The sequence below is a fragment of the Paracoccus aestuariivivens genome (assembly GCF_009711225.1).
In the GTDB taxonomy this organism is placed as follows: domain Bacteria; phylum Pseudomonadota; class Alphaproteobacteria; order Rhodobacterales; family Rhodobacteraceae; genus Paracoccus; species Paracoccus aestuariivivens.
On the sequence record NZ_WMIE01000001.1, the window covers coordinates 543207 to 561355 of the forward strand.

The following is an 18149-nucleotide window of genomic DNA, read 5'->3' on the forward strand; positions in this document are numbered from 1 at the left end:
TTGACCGTTGCCTTGGCAGGTGGCGCAGTCGCACAAGACACTTCGACCGCGCCCGGTACCACGGCACCGGTGGGTTCCAGCTATCACACCGGAGGAAGCGCCGCCCCTGCGCCCACGGCAGCAGAACCGGCAGCGCCCGAGGCCGCTCCTGCTCCGGTAGCCGAGGCACCCGCTCCGACAGCAGAAGCACCTGCTGCTGCCGCGCCTGCCTCACCCGAGGCAACCACAACGGCCGCAATGCCCGAGCCGACCGAAGCGGAACCGGCCGAGGCACCGGCAGAAACGCCCGCCCCCGCCGCAGAACAACCCGTCGAAGCCGCTGTGGCCGAAGCACCGGCGGCTGCAACTCCAGCTCCTGCGGAAACCGAAGCACCGGCGGCCGCTGAACCCGAACACGCTGCTGCGGCAGAGGGTGAACATGCAGCGGCAGGTGCCTCCCACGCCGCGCCTCATATCGAGGACATTTCATTCAGCTTCGAAGGGCCTTTTGGAAGTTTCGACCAGTTCCAGCTGCAGCGCGGGTTGCAGGTCTACACCGAGGTCTGCTCGGCCTGTCACGGCCTGCGCTACGTTCCGCTGCGCACCTTGGGCGATCCGGGCGGCCCCGGCCTGCCCGAAGATCAGGTGCGCGCCTATGCCGCCAATCTGGACATCACCGACGCCGAGACCGGCGAGGATCGTCCACGCGTTCCGACCGATCACTTCCCGACCAATCTGGCCGAAGGCATGGGCCCTGACCTGTCGCTGATGGCCAAGGCGCGCGCGGGTTTCCACGGTCCCTACGGCACCGGCATAACGCAGTTCTTCCGTGGTATCGGTGGTCCGGAATACATCCACGCGATCCTGACCGGCTATAATGGCGAGACCAAGGAAGAAGCGGGCAGCACCTTCTACCACAACGCCGCCTTCTCGACCGGTTGGATCAAGATGCCCCAGCCGCTGACCGACGGTCAGGTCACATATGAGGACGGGACCGAGGCCAGCGTGGACCAGATGGCCCGCGACGTCTCGGCCTTCCTGATGTGGACCGCCGAGCCGAAGATGATGGATCGCAAACAGGTCGGCATGGTCTCGGTCCTGTTCCTGATCGTCCTTGCCTCGCTGCTTTACCTGACGAACAAGAAGCTGTGGTGGCCGATCAAGCACGGTCGCAAGGCCCACTGACCCGCCGCTGACGGTCAAATTGACGCGCCCTACGGGGCGCGTCTTTCGTTTCGGGTGCTGGACAAACTTCGCCCCGAAGGCTCAGATACGGCTCCGAACGCACGGAGAAGCAGGATGACGATCTATAACCTCGGTTCGATCAACATCGACCACGTCTACCGCTTGGCGAACCTGCCCCGCTCGGGTGAGACGATCCATTCCCGCGATCTGTCGCACGGTCTTGGGGGGAAGGGCGCGAACCAGTCTGTCGCGGCGGCCCGCGCCGGAGCGCATGTCGTACATCTGGGCGCAATGGGCAGCGGCGACGACTGGGTGTTGCGCCGACTGGTCGATGCCGGCGTCGATACCAACTGCATCGCACGTCTGGAAGGTCACGTTACCGGCCATGCGATCATCCTTGTTGATATGGCGGGCGAGAACTCGATCATCGTCCATAGCGGCGCCAATCGTGCCCTGCCAGACGACACGGTAACCCGCGATCTGACGGGCATCGGTCCGGGCGATATCCTTTTGACCCAAAACGAAACCAGCCTGCAAGTCGAGGCTGCCACGCGCGCCAAATCCGCAGGCGCGACGGTGATCTATTCGGCGGCCCCCTTCGAAATCGAGGCCCTGCGCGCCGTTCTGCCCCATATCTCGATCCTTGCCGTGAACGAAGGCGAGGCCTTCGAGGCTTTCGCCGCATTCGGTGAGAACCTGCCGATCGAAGGAATGCTCGTGACGCGGGGCGCGGCTGGCGCGGAATACCGCGACTTCACGACCGGCGAGATCCACCGTCAGGCCGCCTATCCGGTCAAGGCGCAGGACACGACCGGCGCGGGCGACTGTTTCACGGGCTGGTTTGCAGCCGGTCTGGCGAGGGGCGAAAATATCCCGACGGCGTTACGCCACGCCGCTGCGGCCGCCGCAATTCAGGTCACGCGACACGGCGCAGGCGATGCGATGCCCGACCGCACCGATGTCGTGCAATTCCTCGAAAGTCAGAACTGACAACTTGTCGCAACCCGCCTTGGCACCTATCTGGAGACACATGAGAATCCCCTTTCTGAACCGTGCTCCCTCGGTCGCCGTCATCCGCTTGCAGGGCGTGATCGGCGGGGCATCGCGTGGTGGCGGCTTGACCGATGCCGGTCTGGCACCCTTGCTGGAACGCGCCTTCAAACGACGCAAACCCAAGGCCGTGGCATTGGTCGTCAACTCGCCCGGTGGGTCGCCCGTCCAGTCCAGCCTGATCGGTGCGCGAATCCGCCGCTTGTCCGAGGAACATCATGTTCCGGTCCATGCCTTTGTCGAGGACGTCGCGGCCTCGGGCGGCTATTGGCTGGCCTCGGCTGCGGATTTCATCTGGGCGGACGAAAGTTCGGTCCTCGGGTCGATCGGCGTCATTTCGGCCGGGTTCGGTTTTTCGGAACTGATCGCCCGCCACGGAATCGAGCGCCGCGTCCATACCGCCGGCGAGTCCAAATCGATGCTGGACCCGTTCCGCCCCGAAAAACCCGAGGATATCGAGCGGCTGAACCGCCTGTTGACCCCGATCCATGACGCATTCAAGGCCCAGATCCAGAGCCGCCGCGGCGACAAACTGCCAGTGGAACGGGATCTGTTCACTGGCGAGATCTGGGTCGGTCGCGAAGCCGTCGAGCTTGGCTTGGCGGACGGCATCGCCCATCTTACCCCCAAGATGCGTGAACTGTTCGGCAAGGAGACACGCTTTCTGACCTATGGTCAGCGTGTGCCGCTGCTGCGCCGCTTCGGTCTGTCGGCGGGCGAGGTGATCGATTCCATCGAGGAACGCGCGGCATTCGCCCGCTTTGACGCGAGGGGCTGATGATCAAGGCCGTATTGTTGTGTTTGCTGATCATTATCGCGCTGGCCCTTGTCGCGGGGCCGGGCTTCCGTCGTTTGATCGCTAGAATTTTAGGAATTCCATATAAATGATGCATTGGGGCCCGCTGGAATGATCGCATTGGTGACCGGAGGCGCCCGGCGCCTCGGCCGCGAAATCGTACTGGAACTGGCCCGACTGGGTCATGACGTCGCGATCCATTATCACGCCTCGCGCGACGAGGCCGAAGCAACCGCAGCTCAGGCCCGCAAATTTGGCGTGCGTGCCCAGATCTTCGCAGCCGACCTGCTGGATCTGGACCAGATCGAGGCGCTGATTCCCGAAGTCACCGCGCAAATGGGGCCGCTGTCCTTGCTAGTGAACAATGCGTCGGTCTTTGAGCCGGACGATATCCACTCGGCCAGTCGCGACAGTTGGGATCGGCACATCAATTCGAATCTTCGCGCGCCCTTCATCCTGACGCAACGATTTGCCGCACAAGCCCCCAAGGCCGACTCGCTTGCCGCAGAGCCCTTGGCGCGCAGCCAAGTTATCAACATGATCGACCAGCGTGTATTGAAGCCGACGCCGGACTTCATGACCTACGCATTGGCCAAAGCGGGACTGTGGTGGCTGACGCGGACGACGGCGCAAGCGCTCGCTCCGGATATCAGGGTGAATGCGATTGGTCCCGGCCCGACGTTGCAGGGCAGCCGCCAAACCCCCGAGCAATTTGCCGAGCAGCGTCGTGCGACGGTGCTGCAGCGCGGCGTCGATCCCACTGATATCTGTGCAGCAATTGCTTATCTGGTCACGGCAAAATCCGTAACAGGTCAGTTGATCTGTGTGGACGGCGGTCAACATCTTGGCTGGGAAACACCTGACGTCATGTGTGTAGAATAGGGTTGACGCCCAAAAAACGCGACAAGTTGTCCACCTTCCCATGGACCTTCGCAATAAGTTCACGATTCTGGTAACAAATTCATGGGATTGTTGCGTTCTTCAAAAATGTCATGTTAAAACAATATGTTATAAAACTGCGCGTTTTTTACGCAAGTCGCTGAATCCCCAATAAACGCTCACGGAACGCATACTGCCCCCAAGGAGACTCACAGACTTATCCACAGATTCCGTGGACAGGATTCAGCTTGACCAGCCAACTCCAAACTTGCAGCCGGAATCGGGAATCATTTTATTAACAGACCATGACCGATTCTTCGCTTCCCCCTTTGCCCGCCAAAACGGGCCAGACCCTGATTCAGGACTATCTGCGCACGCTCGACAGTTCGCCGGGGGTCTACCGGATGCTGGATGCTCAGGGGGCGGTGCTTTACGTCGGCAAGGCGCGGAACCTCAAGGCGCGGGTTTCAAACTATGCCCGGGCCACCGGCCATTCGGGTCGCATCGCGCGGATGATCCGCGAGACCTGCTCGATGATGTTCCTGACCACGCGCACCGAGACCGAGGCGTTGCTGCTTGAACAGAACCTGATCAAGCAACTCAAACCGCGCTACAACGTACTGCTGCGTGACGACAAATCCTTCCCGAATATCCTTGTCGCGAAATCGCATGAGTTTGCGCAGATCAAGAAACATCGCGGCGCGAAATCGGAAAAGGGCGATTATTACGGCCCCTTCGCCAGTGCGGGGGCGGTGAACCGGACTCTGAACCAGTTGCAGCGCGTGTTTCTGCTGCGGTCCTGCACAGACGCGACGTTCTCGAACCGGACGCGCCCTTGCCTGCTGTTCCAGATCAAGCGTTGCTGCGCACCCTGCGTCGGACGCATCGGGCTGGAAGATTACAACGCGCTGGTGGCGGATGCCGAACTGTTCCTGCGCGGCAAGTCCACTTCAATCCAGGCGCAGCTTGCGCGCGAGATGGCACAGGCCGCCGAGGACATGGAGTATGAGCGTGCCGCCGCATTGCGTGACCGCATCAAGGCACTGACCGCCGTGCAATCGGTGCAGGCGATCAATCCGCGCGGCGTTCCTGAAGCCGATGTGGTCGCCCTTCATATCGAAGGCGGGTTGGCTTGTGTGCAGGTGTTCTTCATCCGCGGCAACCAAAGCTGGGGCAATCGCGATTTTTATCCCAAGCTGAACGGCGTCGAATCCGCCGATGAGGTCATGCAGGCGTTCCTCGTGCAGTTCTATGACGGCAAGATCCCGCCCCGCATGGTGCTGCTGTCGCATGGCATCGAAGACCCAGACCTGATGACCGAGGCCTTGTCCGAGAAAGCCGGACGCAAGGTGGTTCTGGGCGTCCCCATGCGCGGAGAAAAGGCCGAACTGGTCGAGAACGCCATGCGGAATGCGCGTGAAAGTCTGGCCCGCCGCATGTCGGAAAGTGCGGCGCAGATCCGTTTGCTGGAAGGTCTGGCCGAGGCCTTCGACCTGCCCGCCCCGCCGCAACGGATCGAGATCTACGACAACAGCCACATTCAGGGAACGAACGCCGTCGGCGGCATGGTCGTCACCGGCCCCGAGGGCTGGATCAAAAGCCAGTATCGCAAGTTCAACATCAAAGGCACCGAGATCACGCCGGGCGACGATTTCGGCATGATGAAAGAGGTCCTGACCCGCCGGTTCGCCCGTCTGTTGAAGGAAGACCCCGATCGGCAGGCCGATGCATGGCCCGACCTGCTGCTGATCGACGGCGGCGCAGGACAGGTCTCAGCGGTCCACGAGATCATGGCCGAAATCGGGGTAGAGGATATTCCCATGGTCGGCGTCGCCAAGGGCGAGGACCGCGACCACGGCAAGGAAGAATTCCATCGCCCCGGCCAGCGCCCCTTTGCGCTGCGGATGAACGATCCCGTGCTGTATTTCGTCCAGCGCATGCGTGACGAGGCGCACCGCTGGGCCATCGGCACCCACCGCGCCAAACGGGCCAAGTCGAATATGGCGAACCCTTTGGACGAGATCGCCGGAGTCGGCGCTTCCCGCAAACGTGCGCTTCTAGCACATTTCGGCAGCGCCAAGGCGGTCAGCCGCGCCGGTCTGGCCGATCTGGTAGCGGTCGATGGCATCAGCGAATCACTGGCGCAAAAGATCGTCGACCATTTCCAGAACAGCTAAGGGCGGCAAACGCCGCCCTCCGCGCCGTGATTGGATCAGTGCGCCATCATTTCGGACTGGATTTGCTGACCGCTCATCGCGGTCGGATAATAGGTCGGCCAATGCGTTACCTCGGCCAACAGCGCCTTGCGGTCATCTCCCCAGTAAAGATGATAATGGCCAGCCTTTTCGGGGGCGATGGCATGGTCGCTGAACTGGATGAACGCCGGCGCGGCGGTATCGCCATCCGCCTTCCTGAAAGCATAACGCACCCCACGATTGCCCGCTTTGTAGGTTAGTGTTTCCCGTCCGTCGCTGACGTACCGTGCCGAGACGGAAGCACCGCTGCGGTAGAATTCGATCCTGTCGCCCTTGATCACGATCCGATCGACATCGGTCCGGTATCCGGCCTCGTAATAATCGCGATATTCGGCAGCGGTCTTGTCGCCATGCTCGGCCTTATGCGCCATGACGGGGTCCAAAGTGCCATCGACAAGATAGGGATAGACGGACTGCCAGTCGCCTTCCCAATCGGAAAGCGTCCGATCCTGAATCTCGCTATCGTCGAAATGTCCCTTCCGGATCGCCGCCGCAGCATCGTTGCCATGATCGTGATCATGGGCGTGCTCGTGCGAATGCGCATGTTTGTGGTCGTGTTGCCCTGCAGCTTCGCCGCCCGCCAATGCGGCCCCGGAAATCAGCAACATCGCACCGATTGCCCCAGCGGCGGCTTGCCCGATGAACCTAGTTCGCATGTATCTTGTCCTCGTTTGCGTCAATAATTGTAATGTTATTACATTGCACAAATGAACTATCCAAGCGTCCCGACCGAAGCAAGCCCGAACTTGACCAATGGGAATTGCTCGGCCGCGGCGTCTCGCGCCCCCTTCCCCCCGCCGCGTCAACGTCCTAGATTGCGCGGCATGCGCTGGACCTTGCCAAACACCCTGACCGTTCTGCGTCTTGCGGCCGCGCCGCTCGTGCCGCTGATGTTTTTGTTCCTCAGCCGGCCGTTCGCAGATTTCGCAGCACTTGTGCTGTTTCTGGTCGCCGCCGTAACCGATTGGTTTGACGGCTATCTGGCCCGTGCCTGGGGTCAGGAAAGTCGCTTCGGCGCCGCCATGGACCCGATCGCCGACAAGGCGATGGTCATCATCGCCGTCGTGGTCATCACCGGATATTCCGGAATGAACCCGTGGCTGATCCTGCCCTCGACCGTCATCTTGTTCCGCGAGGTCTTTGTCGCGGGGCTGCGGGAATTTCTGGGCGAGAAGTCCAAGCTTCTGAAAGTCACAAAGCTCGCGAAATGGAAGACCACCGCGCAGATGACCGCCATCTCGGTGCTGTTCCTTGGAACGGGACTAACCTATTATGAGGTCGGCCACCCGCCCTTGGTCGGCGAGACCCGCCTGCCATGGTCGGATAATTGGGCCGATCTGGCGACCCAGTTCGGCCTGTTGCTGATCTGGATCGCGGCGGTTCTGACCGCCATCACCGGCTGGGATTATTTCGACAAGGCCCGGCCTTTCCTGAGGGACAAAGATGGTCGTTGACGTCTTGTACTTTGCGTGGCTGCGCGAACGGATCGGCCAACCGCGCGAGCGGATCGAGACCGAGGCCGCCACGGTCCGTGATCTGGTCGACCAACTTGCCGCGATGGATGACTGGCACGCTGCTGCCCTGTCCGACCTGTCAGCCGTGCGCGTCGCCATCGATCAGGAACTGGCCGATCTGGATGCCCGCATTGCCGGTGCGCGCGAGATCGCCTTTTTCCCGCCCATGACCGGTGGCTAGGATGTCTGCACGGGTCCAGACCGAACCCTTTGACCTAGGCGCCGAGATCGCGAATTTCGGAGCGGGGGCGGGCGCGGTCGTGACCTTCTCGGGCCTTGTCCGCGACGAAGGCGGACGTCTGGTCGCGTTGGAAATCGAACATTACCCCGGAATGACCGAAAAGGCGCTCGACACCTATGGCCGGATGGCCGCCGAACGATTCGGCCTGAGCGACTGGCTCATCATCCATCGCCACGGGCGACTTGATGTCGGCGCACCCATCATGATGGTCGCAACCGCATCGCGTCACCGTGCGGCGGCCTTTCAGGGCGCCGAATTCCTGATGGACTGGCTCAAGTCTCGCGCCCCGTTCTGGAAGCGCGAAATCACGCTGGATGGCCCCGGCGAATGGGTCGATGCGGTCGAGACCGACGAGGATGCCCTATCGCGCTGGTGAGCCATAAGTTGCAATCCATTCGCATGCCTATCATATAGGGCGCGAACCGACCGGATGACGACGCGGAGCACTGAATGACCTATCTCGAGTTCGAAAAGCCCCTTGCCGATCTGGAAGGCAAGGCCGAGGAGCTGCGCGTGCTCGCCCGCAAAGGCGAAGGCGTGGATCTTGAGAAAGAGGCGGCAGCACTCGACAAAAAGGCCGAGGAGATGCTCCGCGACCTGTACAAGCAGCTGGACCCATGGCGCAAAACCCAGGTCGCGCGCCACCCCGAGCGTCCGCATTGTCGTGATTACATCGCGCAACTGTTCAGCGAATACACCCCCTTGGCCGGTGACCGCGCCTTTGGCGAGGATCATGCCGTCATGGGCGGACTTGCCCGCTTTCGCGATGCGCCCTGCATCGTAATTGGGCATGAAAAAGGCAACGACACCAAGACCCGTCTGGCGCATAACTTCGGCATGGCCCGCCCCGAGGGCTATCGCAAGGCGATCCGCCTGATGGACATGGCGGACCGCTTCCGCCTGCCGGTCATTTCGCTGGTCGACACCCCCGGCGCCTATCCGGGCAAGGGCGCCGAAGAGCGCGGCCAGTCCGAGGCCATCGCGCGCTCCACCGAGAAATGCCTGCAAATCGGCGTGCCGCTGGTTTCGGTCGTGATCGGCGAAGGTGGTTCGGGCGGCGCAGTCGCATTCGCCACGGCGAACCGGATCGCCATGCTCGAACACTCGATCTATTCGGTGATCTCGCCCGAAGGCTGCGCCTCGATCCTGTGGAAGGATGCCGAGAAGATGCGCGAAGCCGCCCATGCGCTGAAACTGACCGCGCAGGATCTGAAAAAGCTGGAAGTGGTCGACCGGATCATTCCCGAGCCGGTGGGCGGGGCCCAGCGTGCGCCCTTGGATGCGATCAACGCGGTCGGCGATGCCATCGCCGAAATGCTGGCCGAGTTCGAAGGCAAGAAACCTGCCGAGATCATCAAGGACCGTCGGCAGAAATTCCTGAACATGGGCTCGAAAGCCCTCGCGTAACCCGAAGCCAAGGCTTCTAGGCGGCGCAGAAAGTTAAGGTCCGGCCCGTTGGGTCGGACCTTTCCGATTCAGACGCGCGCCGCGCGGATTGCCTCTTCAAGGATATCCAGCGCCTCATCGAAATCCGCATCCGGAATGGTCAGCGGTGCGAGGAAGCGGATGACGTTGCCGTACACGCCGCAGGTCAGCAGGATCAGCTTGCGGGCCAATGCCTGTTCACGGACGCGGTTCGCCATCTCGGGATTGGGCTTGTCGCTGTCCGCGATATTGAACTCGACCGCGTTCATGAAGCCGGGGCCGCGGATATCGACGATCTCGGGCACGTCGTCGCGCAAGCTGGCAAGGCGTTGTTTCAGCCGTTGGCCAAGGCGCGTGGCACGGTCGCACAGGCCCTCGTCCTCGATCACGTCAAGAACGGCATGAGCCGCCGCGACGGCCAGCGGATTACCCGCATATGTACCGCCCAAGCCACCCGGAGCCGGACTGTCCATGACCTCGATCCGTCCGGTGACGGCGCTGATCGGCAGACCGCCGCCCAGACCTTTGGCCATGGTGGTGATGTCGGCCGCGACGCCGTGATGCTCCATGGCGAAAAGCTTGCCGGTGCGAGCGAAGCCGGTTTGCACCTCGTCCGCAATCAGAAGGATTGAATACTGGTCGCAGATCTCGCGCAGGCGCTGGATGAACCCTGACGGAGCCTCGTAGAAACCACCCTCGCCCTGCACCGGTTCGATGATGATGGCGGCAACGCGAGCGGGGTCAATGTCGGATTTGAACAGCCGGTCAAGTGCCGCCAGCGCGTCATCCTGCGTGACGCCGTGCAGGTCGTTGGGGAACGGCAAATGCCAGATGTCGTTCATCATCGGCCCGAAGCCCGCCTTATAGGGCTGGACCTTGCCCGTCAGCGACATGCCAAGGAAGGTGCGACCATGGAACGCGCCGGAAAAGGCCACAATCCCCGCACGTCCGGTGTAATGGCGGGCGATTTTGACGGCGTTTTCGACGGCCTCGGCTCCGGTCGTGTAGAATGCGGTCTTTTTCGGCCAATCGCCAGGGACCGCCGCGTTCAGACGCTCGGCCAGTGCGATGTAGTTTTCATAGGGCACGACCTGATGGCAGGTATGGGTGAAGCGGTCCAGCTGCGCCTTGACCGCCTCGATCACGCGGGGATGGCGGTGGCCGGTATTCACCACGGCAATGCCAGCGGCAAAGTCGATATAGCGGTTGCCATCCTTGTCCCAGATCAACGCATTCTCGGCCCGTTCGGCATAGATCTGCGTCGTCATACCCACGCCGCGCGAAATCGCGGCATTCTTGCGGTCAGTCAGGCTGGTCATCGACCTCTCCCAGAGTAGATTCGCAAGGGATGCTATATCCGCAACAGCAGTCCGAACAGGGCGAGCTTGCGCCCGAAGACGGCTTGCGTCACGTTTGGATTACCCGATCAGAAGGCCCCGACGATGTTCCCGATACGCGATCACAATCCGTCAGACCGGACGCCATATGTACGCAACGGCCTGATCTTTCTGAATGTGTTGATGTATCTTCTGACCGATCCGATGCTGGGCGGAATGGTCGAATTGTGGGACCAATGGTCGCTTTATCCGGCGGCGGTCACGCACGGGCAGGCGGAATGGGGGCTGCTCACCCATATATTCCTGCATGCGGGATTGCTGCATATCGCAGGCAACATGCTGTTCCTTTGGGTATTCGGTGACAATCTCGAGGATCAGATGGGGCATGTGCCCTTCCTGATATATTATCTGGCCTGCGGACTTGCCGCTGCCGGAGGCCAAATTCTGGCCGACCCGCAAAGCACCGTCCCGATGGTAGGAGCGTCAGGCGCCATTGCCGGCGTGATGGGTGGCTACCTGCTGCTGTTCCCGCGCGCCAAGGTCGATGTGATCGCGATCATCATCATCATTTTCAAGCGCTTCACCATTCCGGCATGGGTTCTGTTGCTGGCGTGGTTCGGGCTGCAACTGGTGTCGTCGGCGAGCATGGCAGATGACGGAGTCGCCTATATCGCCCATGCCGCGGGATTTATCTCGGGGATTGTACTGGCACTGCCGGTGTTCTTCCTGCGCGGCGGGACTGCCTTCTGGAGCAGGACCAACGGCCGCCCGCCGCATTTGCCGCTGGTCTACACGCCCTCACGCATTCCCGAGGTGCGCCGCTAACCTGCCGCGACTCATATGGCGCTTGCCGGCAAAACCGGATGCACGGACGACCTCAAACCCCGAGGCCGCCAATGCGCGCCGGACATGACCAGCGGCTGTATAGGTCGCAAATGTGCCATCCGGCGCGGTGTGGCGCGCGACCTCGGCCATCAGATCCTCACCCCATAGCTCGGGGTTCTTGGCCGGAGAAAACCCGTCCAGAAACCATGCATCCGCCTTGTCCTGCCAGTCGGGCAACGCCTGACGGGCGTCGGCCTGAATGACATGCGCCTGAACCATTCCAACCTGAAACCGACGGTCGGGCCAGCCTAGGCGAAGCTGCGCGGACAGCTCGGACAGTTCGGGGAAGGCAGCATGAGCGCGCGCGAGTTCGTCGACATCCATCGGGAACGCCTCGAAACTGGTGAAACGGACGGGAACCGTCGCGATCTGAGCCAGCGCCAGAAGGTTCAGGCCGGTGCCGAAACCCAGTTCAGCGACATGGAAGCCGGTCCGCAGGCGTTCCGGAAGATTGTTTCCCGCCAGAAAGACGTGGCGCGTCTCGTCCAGCCCGCCATTCAGGCTGAAATAGGGGTCATCGAACCGGCGCGAGACCGGGATCGCACCGTCACGCCAGTCCAGATCGGCCCTGCTCTGGTCGCTCTCGTTCATCCGCGTTAACTCCTTTGCTGACGGCAGATGCGACACGGGGTGACGAAATGGCAAGTGCAAAGATCACGGTGGCAGGCGCAGGCATCTTCGGCCTGTCCTGCGCTTGGGAATTGGCGCGCCGCGGACAGCCCGTGCGCGTCTATGAGATCGACCGGATAGGAGCGGGTTCCTCTGGCGGGCATGTCGGCGCATTGGCCCCACATGCACCCGAGAACTGGAACGACAAGAAACAGATCCAGCTGGACGCTCTGATTGCCGCCAGCGACTGGTGGGCCGAGGTCGCGCAAGTGGGCGGTGTCGATTCCGGCTATGGCCGTACCGGTCGCATCCAGCCGGTCGCGGCGGGTTCGGAAGACCGGATGCGCGAGCGTATCGCTGCCGCCAAACAGCAATGGCCGGATTGGGCCGTGATCGAGATGACTGATACTCCGGTGGCAGGGATGGTGCCGGTTTCGGCCTCGGGGTTGTGGTTGATCGATCACCTGACGGCGCGGATCAGCCCGCGCCGCGCTGGCGCGGCACTGGCTGCCGCGATCCGCGCCAAGGGCGGCGAGATCATCGAAGGCATGCCCGCCCCCGACGCGCCCGCGATCTGGGCAACCGGCGTTGCGGGACTTGCGCCCTTTGGCGGCAACGGGGTCAAGGGCCAGTCCGCTTTGCTTGCGCTGGACATGAAGGATCAGCCGCAGATCTTCGCCGATGGCGTCCATATCGTGCCGCATTCGGACGGCACTGTTGCGGTCGGCTCGACCTCGGAACGCGAGAATTACGACACCGGAACCGATTCCCAGCTTGAGGATCTGATCGCCAAGGCACGCACGCTTTGCCCCGCCTTGGCAGACGCACCGGTGGTGGATCGCTGGGCGGGCATCCGCCCGAGGGCTCTATCCCGCGCCCCCATCGTCGGCGCATGGCCGGGCCGCGCTGGTCATTACATTGCCAATGGCGGCTTCAAGATCGGGCTGGCCATGGCTCCGGCAGCCGCAGGCATGCTGGCCGATCTGATTCTGGACGGACACGACCGCATCCCCGAGGGCTTTCTTCCTCCGCAGCCTATGGCAGCGGGCTGACACCCGTCAGCAGCGGATGCAGATGGAAAAGCGTGGCCCAGACCAGCAGGGCCGCGACGATCCGTTGCCAGTTCAACCGGACCGTCACGCCTTTGCGCAAACCCAGGGCCAGCCCGAACAACGCATAGGCCAGAAGCAGACCGAACAGGATGACATGGGCCAGATCGCCATTGGCGACCAGATGCGTCATGGCCCAAAGCGCGAAGCCCGACATCAATCCGGCCATGCCGCCAATCGCCGCCGCCAATATCGCAACGGGCATGGTGATATTCACCAGCCACCGCATCCAAGGGTCCTGCGGCCAGATCTCGACAAAGGGGGCCCGCCCCGCCGCGACGATCAGCCAGTACAGCAGCGCCAGCGACAACAGGCTGTAGCCGATCAGATAGGCCCGCCGCCCGACCCGCGCCACAAGCGGGCCCCGCAGCCGTGCCGGAATCACATGCGAGGCCAGAAACGCCCCCAAAGCTGCCGCAAATTCTGCCCATTCCATGACCGCGACGCTAACCGCAGCCCCGCCTTCGGGCAATCCGCGTTGACGCCGCACTTTGCTGCGGCAAGATAAAGGAAAAGAGGATGACCATGACCCGCCTTCAGACCGCTTTCGACGCCATCGACAAGGCCAATGCGGCCGACCCGACTTTGACCGACGGCCAGCCCGAGGCGCTGCTTTACGGCCTGCGCATGACCTCGGAACAGGCGGCGCTTTATCCCGATGCCTCGGAACCGCTGCAGATCGCCTGTCGCGGCCAGCATGTCGAACGCTGGAAGCTGCCGCGCAAGGATTTCCCGATGGACCGCCCCGGCTATCTGGCATGGCGCACCGAACAGGGCCGCCGCCACGCCGCCCGCATCGCGGGCATCATGCGCGAGGCGGGCTATGCCGACGAGGATCTGGCCCATGCCGAAAAGATGCTGACGAAACAGGGCATCAAGCGCGACGGCGACGTTCAGGCGCTTGAGGATGTCGCCTGTTTCACCTTCATCCGCTGGTATCTCGGCCCCTTTGCCGAGGGCCGCGACGCCGAGGAATTGAGCCGCATCGTCGAAAAAACCGCGCGCAAGATGTCGGACACCGCCCGCGCCCGCGCATTGGTGGAATTCGCCATCCCCGAGCCCTTCGCCGCCGCCTTCCGTGCCTGAGGCCCTGATCGTCGCCCATGGCCAGCCGGGCGATCCCGGCCCACAGCAGGCGGCGGTCGAGACCTTGGCCGCCGAGGTCGCCCGCCACCTGCCCAAGACGCGGGTCCGGGGCGCGACACTGGCCATGCTGGGCGCGCTGGATATCGCGGTTGATGCTGCGCTGATCTATCCGATGTTCATGGCCGAGGGCTGGTTCACGCGCAGCGAATTGCCGCGCCGTCTTCGGCTGGTCGGCGCGGATCGGGCGCATATCCTGCCTCCCTTTGGCAGCGATCCGGGCCTGCCGGGCCTGTGCCGCGGGCTTCTGGCGCAGGCCGCGCAAACGCAGGCTTGGGCACTGAAGGACACGCATATCCTGATCGCCGCGCATGGCTCGGGCCGCTCGCGCGCGCCTTTTGAGGCCGCGCAAAAGATGGCCCGCGACCTCGCGCCGCTGCGGGTCACTTGCGGCTTTGTCGAGGAAGCGCCCTTCCTTGCTGATGCCGCTCGCGACCTGCCCGCGCAGGCGATCTGCCTGCCGCTTTTCGCCACCCGCGCCGAGCATGTCACCGACGATCTGCCCGAGGCCTTGGCGCTGGCCGGATTCCGCGGGCTTACCCTGCCCCCGGTCGGCATGGCCGCAGCGGTCCCGCGCATGATCGCCGAAACGATAAGGGCCGCGCTGTAACGCGCGGCCCCTGTCTTTCATCGCCAAGCCAGCCTTACATCGCCGCAAGCTGCGCCAAGGCGGCGCGGATGCGGGCCATGTCGTCCTCAAGAGCGGCCAGCTTTTCGCGGGTTTCCTCGATGACTTCGGCTTCGGCATTCTCGACGAATTTCGGGTTGCCCAGACGGTTGCGCAGGCCCGAGGCGTCCTTCTCGGTCTTGGCGAGGGATTTCTCCAGACGCGCGGTCTCGGCCTTGGCGTCGATCATCTCGCCGACCGGAAGGCCGAAGCTGGCCCCCAAAGCCGCGACCGAGATCATCCCCGGACCCATCGCGCCCTCGGCGGGCGGGTTCACGCGGGCCAGACGCTCGATCAGCGGGCCGTTCGCGGCCAAAGCGGCGCGGGCGGCTTCATCGGCCTCGGTCACGATCAGGTCGGGACGCGCGCCAGCCGGAACGCCGATCTGGGCGCGGGCCGAGCGGATGTTCTCGATCAGCGAGATTACCCAGTTCATCTGACGGTCGGCCTCGGCGTCGATCAGTTCCGCGCCAAATTCCGGCCAGTCGCCATGGACTAGCATCTTCGCGCGGTCGCCCGTCAGCGCCCACAACTCTTCGGTGACGAAGGGCATGATCGGGTGCAGCATGGTGTAGCACTGATCCAGCACCCAACCCATCGTGGCCTGCGTTTCCTCGCGGAACTCGCCATCGAATAGCGGTTTCGACAGTTCGACATACCAGTCGCAGACCTTGCCCCAGACAAAGGCGTAAAGCCCGGTCGCGGCATCGTTGAAGCGATAGGTCGAAAGCGCCTCATCGGTGGCCATGCGGATGCGGGCGACCTCGCCGATGATCCAGCGGTTCACGACCTGCTTGGGTTCGGGGCGGGTCACGCCGCCCTTTACGCCGTTCATCTCGGCAAAGCGGGTGGCGTTCCAGATCTTGGTGACGAAGTTGCGGTTCGCCTCGACATGCTTCGGCCCCAGCTTCGGGTCGCGACCCATCGCCGCCATCGAGGTCAGGGTGAAGCGCAGCGCGTCGGCGCCAAACTCGTCGATCAGGGTCAGCGGGTCGATGACGTTGCCTTTCGACTTCGACATTTTCGCGCCTTTTTCGTCGCGCACCAGACCATGGACATAGACGGTGCGGAAGGGCACGTCGCCGACGACGGCCAACTGCATCATCATCATCCGGGCGACCCAGAAGAAGATGATGTCAAAGCCGGTGATCAGCGTCGAGGTCGGGAAATAGCGCGCCAGTTCCGGCGTCTGCTCCGGCCAGCCCAGCGTGCCAATCGGCCACAGGCCCGAGCTGAACCACGTGTCCAGCACATCGGGGTCGCGCCAGACCGGGTAGACCAGCTTGGTCGGGTCCTCGGTCAGGTTGTAATCGGCCAGCCCTTGGGCAAAGACATCGACGGCCGCGGCGCGGTCGGCGACCTCGACGATGCGGGCGATTTCCAGCGGCTGCGGCAGACCCGCGATGCTGTCGCGGAATTGCTCGACCACGCCCGCGAAATTCGCGCTGGCGTGGTGGATCTCGTCGCGATGGACCAGACCCTCTTCGAGCAGGGCAAAGATTTCCACATCGTCCAGCGCGCCGTCCTGATCGTCATCGACCTGACCTTCCAAGGACAGGTTCAGACCGTACCAGACCGGGATCTGGTGGCCCCACCACAGCTGGCGGCTGATCGTCCAAGGCTCGATATTTTCCAGCCAGTGGAAATAGACCTTTTCATGCTGCTCGGGCAGGATTTTTGTCGCGCCCGAGCGCACCGCGTCCAGCGCCGGACCGACAATCTTGGCGGTGTCGACGAACCATTGGTCGGTCAGCATCGGCTCGATCACGACGCCCGAGCGGTCGCCGAATGGCTGCATGATCGGCTTGTTGTCGATGACCGGACGACGTTCCAGATGCTCGGCTCCGGTTTCCTTGTCCAGTTCCTTGTGCAGGTAGGTGACGGCCAGACCTTCAGTGGTGATTGCCTCGATGACCCGCTTGCGGGCATCAAAGCGGTCAAGGCCGCGCAGTTCTTCAGGCACGAGGTTCACGTTCGAGACATCGCCCACATCCTCGCCACGCGCGGCGCGGGTCGCGATTTCGGCGCTTTCCTCATAGGATAGGCCGTCCTGACGCATCGCGCCCTTGGTATCCATCAGCGCGTAAAGCGGGATATTGTTGCGGGTCGCGACGCCATAGTCGTTGAAGTCATGCGCGCCGGTGATCTTGACCGCGCCCGAGCCGAAATCCGGGTCCGGATATTCGTCGGTGATGATCGGAATCAGGCGGCGCAGCGCCTTGGGACCGACCGGGATCTCGACCAGCTTGCCGACGATCGGGGCATAGCGGGCATCGTCGGGATGGACCGCGACCGCGCCGTCGCCCAGCATGGTCTCGGGGCGGGTAGTGGCGATCGAGATATAGTCGCGGGTCTCGCGCAGGGTGACGTTGCCGTCCTCGTCGCGCTCGACATATTCATAGGTCGCACCACCGGCCAGCGGGTATTTGAAATGCCACATATGGCCGGGAACCTCGCGGTTCTCGACCTCCAGATCCGAGATCGCGGTCTCGAAATGGGGATCCCAGTTGACCAGTCGCTTGCCGCGATAGATCAGGCCCTTTTCATACATGTCCACGAAGACCTTGATGACGGCATCGTGGAAATTGCCCTCTTCGCCCGCAGGCGCGCCGGGCGCACCCGACATGGTGAAGGCATTGCGCGACCAGTCGCAGGAGGCGCCAAGGCGCTTCAACTGACCGATGATCGTGTCGCCCGATTCCTGTTTCCAGCGCCAGATTTCATTGGTGAAATCCTTGCGGTTCCATTCGCGGCGCGGCGGCTTGCCCTCGGCGGCCAGCTTGCGTTCCACCACCATCTGGGTCGCGATGCCGGCATGGTCCTGACCGGGCTGCCATAGGGTGTCGAAACCGCGCATCCGGTGCCAGCGCACCAGAATATCTTGCAGCGTATTGTTCAGCGCGTGGCCGATATGCAGGCTACCGGTGACGTTCGGGGGTGGGATCACGACCGAGAAGCTTTCTGCCCCCGGTTTCGCGTTGGCACCGGCTGCGAAAGCATCGTTCGCCGCCCATTCACCCGCGATCCGCGCCTCGGCGGCATTCGCGTCGAAATTCTTTTCCATGGCCATACTGG

Annotated in this window: 18 protein-coding genes; 13 read left to right on the forward strand and 5 right to left on the reverse strand. The window is 62.9% G+C overall.

Annotation, left to right across the window (positions count from 1 at the left end; all coding sequences use genetic code 11):
• Positions 1-321: 321 nt before the first annotated feature.
• From GL286_RS22765 to uvrC, 5 genes are all read left to right on the forward strand, one after another.
• Complete coding sequence (locus GL286_RS22765; protein ID WP_425496083.1) at positions 322-1164, forward strand: cytochrome c1; 843 nt, start codon at positions 322-324, stop codon at positions 1162-1164.
• Positions 1165-1278: 114 nt separating this feature from the next.
• Positions 1279-2154: a ribokinase gene (locus tag GL286_RS02745; protein WP_155093997.1), complete on the forward strand. Its 876-nt coding sequence runs from the start codon at positions 1279-1281 to the stop codon at positions 2152-2154.
• Positions 2155-2194: 40 nt separating this feature from the next.
• A complete protein-coding gene (locus tag GL286_RS02750) occupies positions 2195-2992 on the forward strand; it encodes a S49 family peptidase (RefSeq protein WP_155093998.1) in 798 nt (265 codons plus the stop codon).
• Positions 2993-3121: 129 nt separating this feature from the next.
• Complete coding sequence (locus tag GL286_RS02755; RefSeq protein WP_155093999.1) at positions 3122-3892, forward strand: SDR family oxidoreductase; 771 nt, start codon at positions 3122-3124, stop codon at positions 3890-3892.
• A gap of 302 nt (positions 3893-4194) precedes the next feature.
• Positions 4195-6066, forward strand: a complete 1872-nt coding sequence (gene uvrC / locus GL286_RS02760) for an excinuclease ABC subunit UvrC (protein ID WP_155094000.1) — start codon at positions 4195-4197, stop codon at positions 6064-6066.
• A gap of 35 nt (positions 6067-6101) precedes the next feature.
• On the opposite strand, the gene GL286_RS02765 is transcribed toward uvrC, so the two are convergent.
• Complete coding sequence (locus GL286_RS02765) at positions 6102-6752, reverse strand: ZinT family metal-binding protein (protein WP_246184842.1); 651 nt, start codon at positions 6750-6752, stop codon at positions 6102-6104.
• Between the two features lie 216 nt (positions 6753-6968).
• On the opposite strand from GL286_RS02765, the gene pgsA reads away from it, so the two are divergent.
• From pgsA to GL286_RS02785, 4 genes are all read left to right on the forward strand, one after another.
• Entirely contained in the window at positions 6969-7598 is a 630-nt protein-coding gene (gene pgsA / locus GL286_RS02770) for a CDP-diacylglycerol--glycerol-3-phosphate 3-phosphatidyltransferase (protein WP_155094002.1), read from the forward strand.
• On the forward strand, positions 7588-7839 hold the full coding sequence (gene moaD, locus GL286_RS02775) for a molybdopterin converting factor subunit 1 (protein ID WP_155094003.1): 252 nt from the start codon (positions 7588-7590) through the stop codon (positions 7837-7839). The genes pgsA and moaD overlap by 11 nt, the downstream gene beginning before the upstream one ends.
• A 1-nt stretch (position 7840) precedes the next feature.
• Positions 7841-8275, forward strand: a complete 435-nt coding sequence (locus GL286_RS02780; RefSeq protein WP_155094004.1) for a molybdenum cofactor biosynthesis protein MoaE — start codon at positions 7841-7843, stop codon at positions 8273-8275.
• 74 nt (positions 8276-8349) lie between these two features.
• Positions 8350-9306 carry an acetyl-CoA carboxylase carboxyltransferase subunit alpha gene (locus GL286_RS02785; protein WP_155094005.1) on the forward strand — a complete coding sequence of 319 codons (957 nt, stop codon included), beginning with the start codon at positions 8350-8352 and terminating at the stop codon, positions 9304-9306.
• Between the two features lie 68 nt (positions 9307-9374).
• Here GL286_RS02785 and GL286_RS02790 read toward each other — a convergent pair whose 3' ends face one another.
• A complete protein-coding gene (locus GL286_RS02790; protein WP_155094006.1) occupies positions 9375-10643 on the reverse strand; it encodes a 4-aminobutyrate--2-oxoglutarate transaminase in 1269 nt (422 codons plus the stop codon).
• Between the two features lie 123 nt (positions 10644-10766).
• Between GL286_RS02790 and GL286_RS02795 the strand changes: the two genes are divergently transcribed.
• Positions 10767-11486: a rhomboid family intramembrane serine protease gene (locus GL286_RS02795; RefSeq protein ID WP_155094007.1), complete on the forward strand. Its 720-nt coding sequence runs from the start codon at positions 10767-10769 to the stop codon at positions 11484-11486.
• On the opposite strand, the gene mnmC2 is transcribed toward GL286_RS02795, so the two are convergent.
• Positions 11460-12137, reverse strand: a complete 678-nt coding sequence (gene mnmC2 / locus GL286_RS02800) for a tRNA (5-methylaminomethyl-2-thiouridine)(34)-methyltransferase MnmC2 (RefSeq protein ID WP_155094008.1) — start codon at positions 12135-12137, stop codon at positions 11460-11462. The genes GL286_RS02795 and mnmC2 overlap by 27 nt on opposite strands.
• A gap of 47 nt (positions 12138-12184) precedes the next feature.
• On the opposite strand from mnmC2, the gene GL286_RS02805 reads away from it, so the two are divergent.
• The gene (locus tag GL286_RS02805; RefSeq protein WP_155094009.1) at positions 12185-13207 is read left to right on the forward strand and encodes an NAD(P)/FAD-dependent oxidoreductase; all 1023 of its coding nucleotides are present in this window, start codon (positions 12185-12187) and stop codon (positions 13205-13207) included.
• Here GL286_RS02805 and GL286_RS02810 read toward each other — a convergent pair.
• Complete coding sequence (locus GL286_RS02810; protein WP_343038822.1) at positions 13191-13754, reverse strand: NnrU family protein; 564 nt, start codon at positions 13752-13754, stop codon at positions 13191-13193. The genes GL286_RS02805 and GL286_RS02810 overlap by 17 nt on opposite strands.
• 35 nt (positions 13755-13789) lie before the next feature.
• Between GL286_RS02810 and GL286_RS02815 the strand changes: the two genes are divergently transcribed.
• Together GL286_RS02815 and GL286_RS02820 are read left to right on the forward strand one after the other, a co-directional pair.
• A complete protein-coding gene (locus GL286_RS02815; RefSeq protein WP_155094513.1) occupies positions 13790-14350 on the forward strand; it encodes a DUF4202 domain-containing protein in 561 nt (186 codons plus the stop codon).
• Positions 14343-15017 carry a CbiX/SirB N-terminal domain-containing protein gene (locus GL286_RS02820; RefSeq protein ID WP_170295018.1) on the forward strand — a complete coding sequence of 225 codons (675 nt, stop codon included), beginning with the start codon at positions 14343-14345 and terminating at the stop codon, positions 15015-15017. Before GL286_RS02815 ends, GL286_RS02820 begins: the two co-directional genes overlap by 8 nt.
• Before the next feature lie 34 nt (positions 15018-15051).
• Here GL286_RS02820 and GL286_RS02825 read toward each other — a convergent pair whose 3' ends face one another.
• Positions 15052-18144, reverse strand: a complete 3093-nt coding sequence (locus tag GL286_RS02825) for a valine--tRNA ligase (protein WP_155094010.1) — start codon at positions 18142-18144, stop codon at positions 15052-15054.
• Positions 18145-18149: the final 5 nt, after the last annotated feature.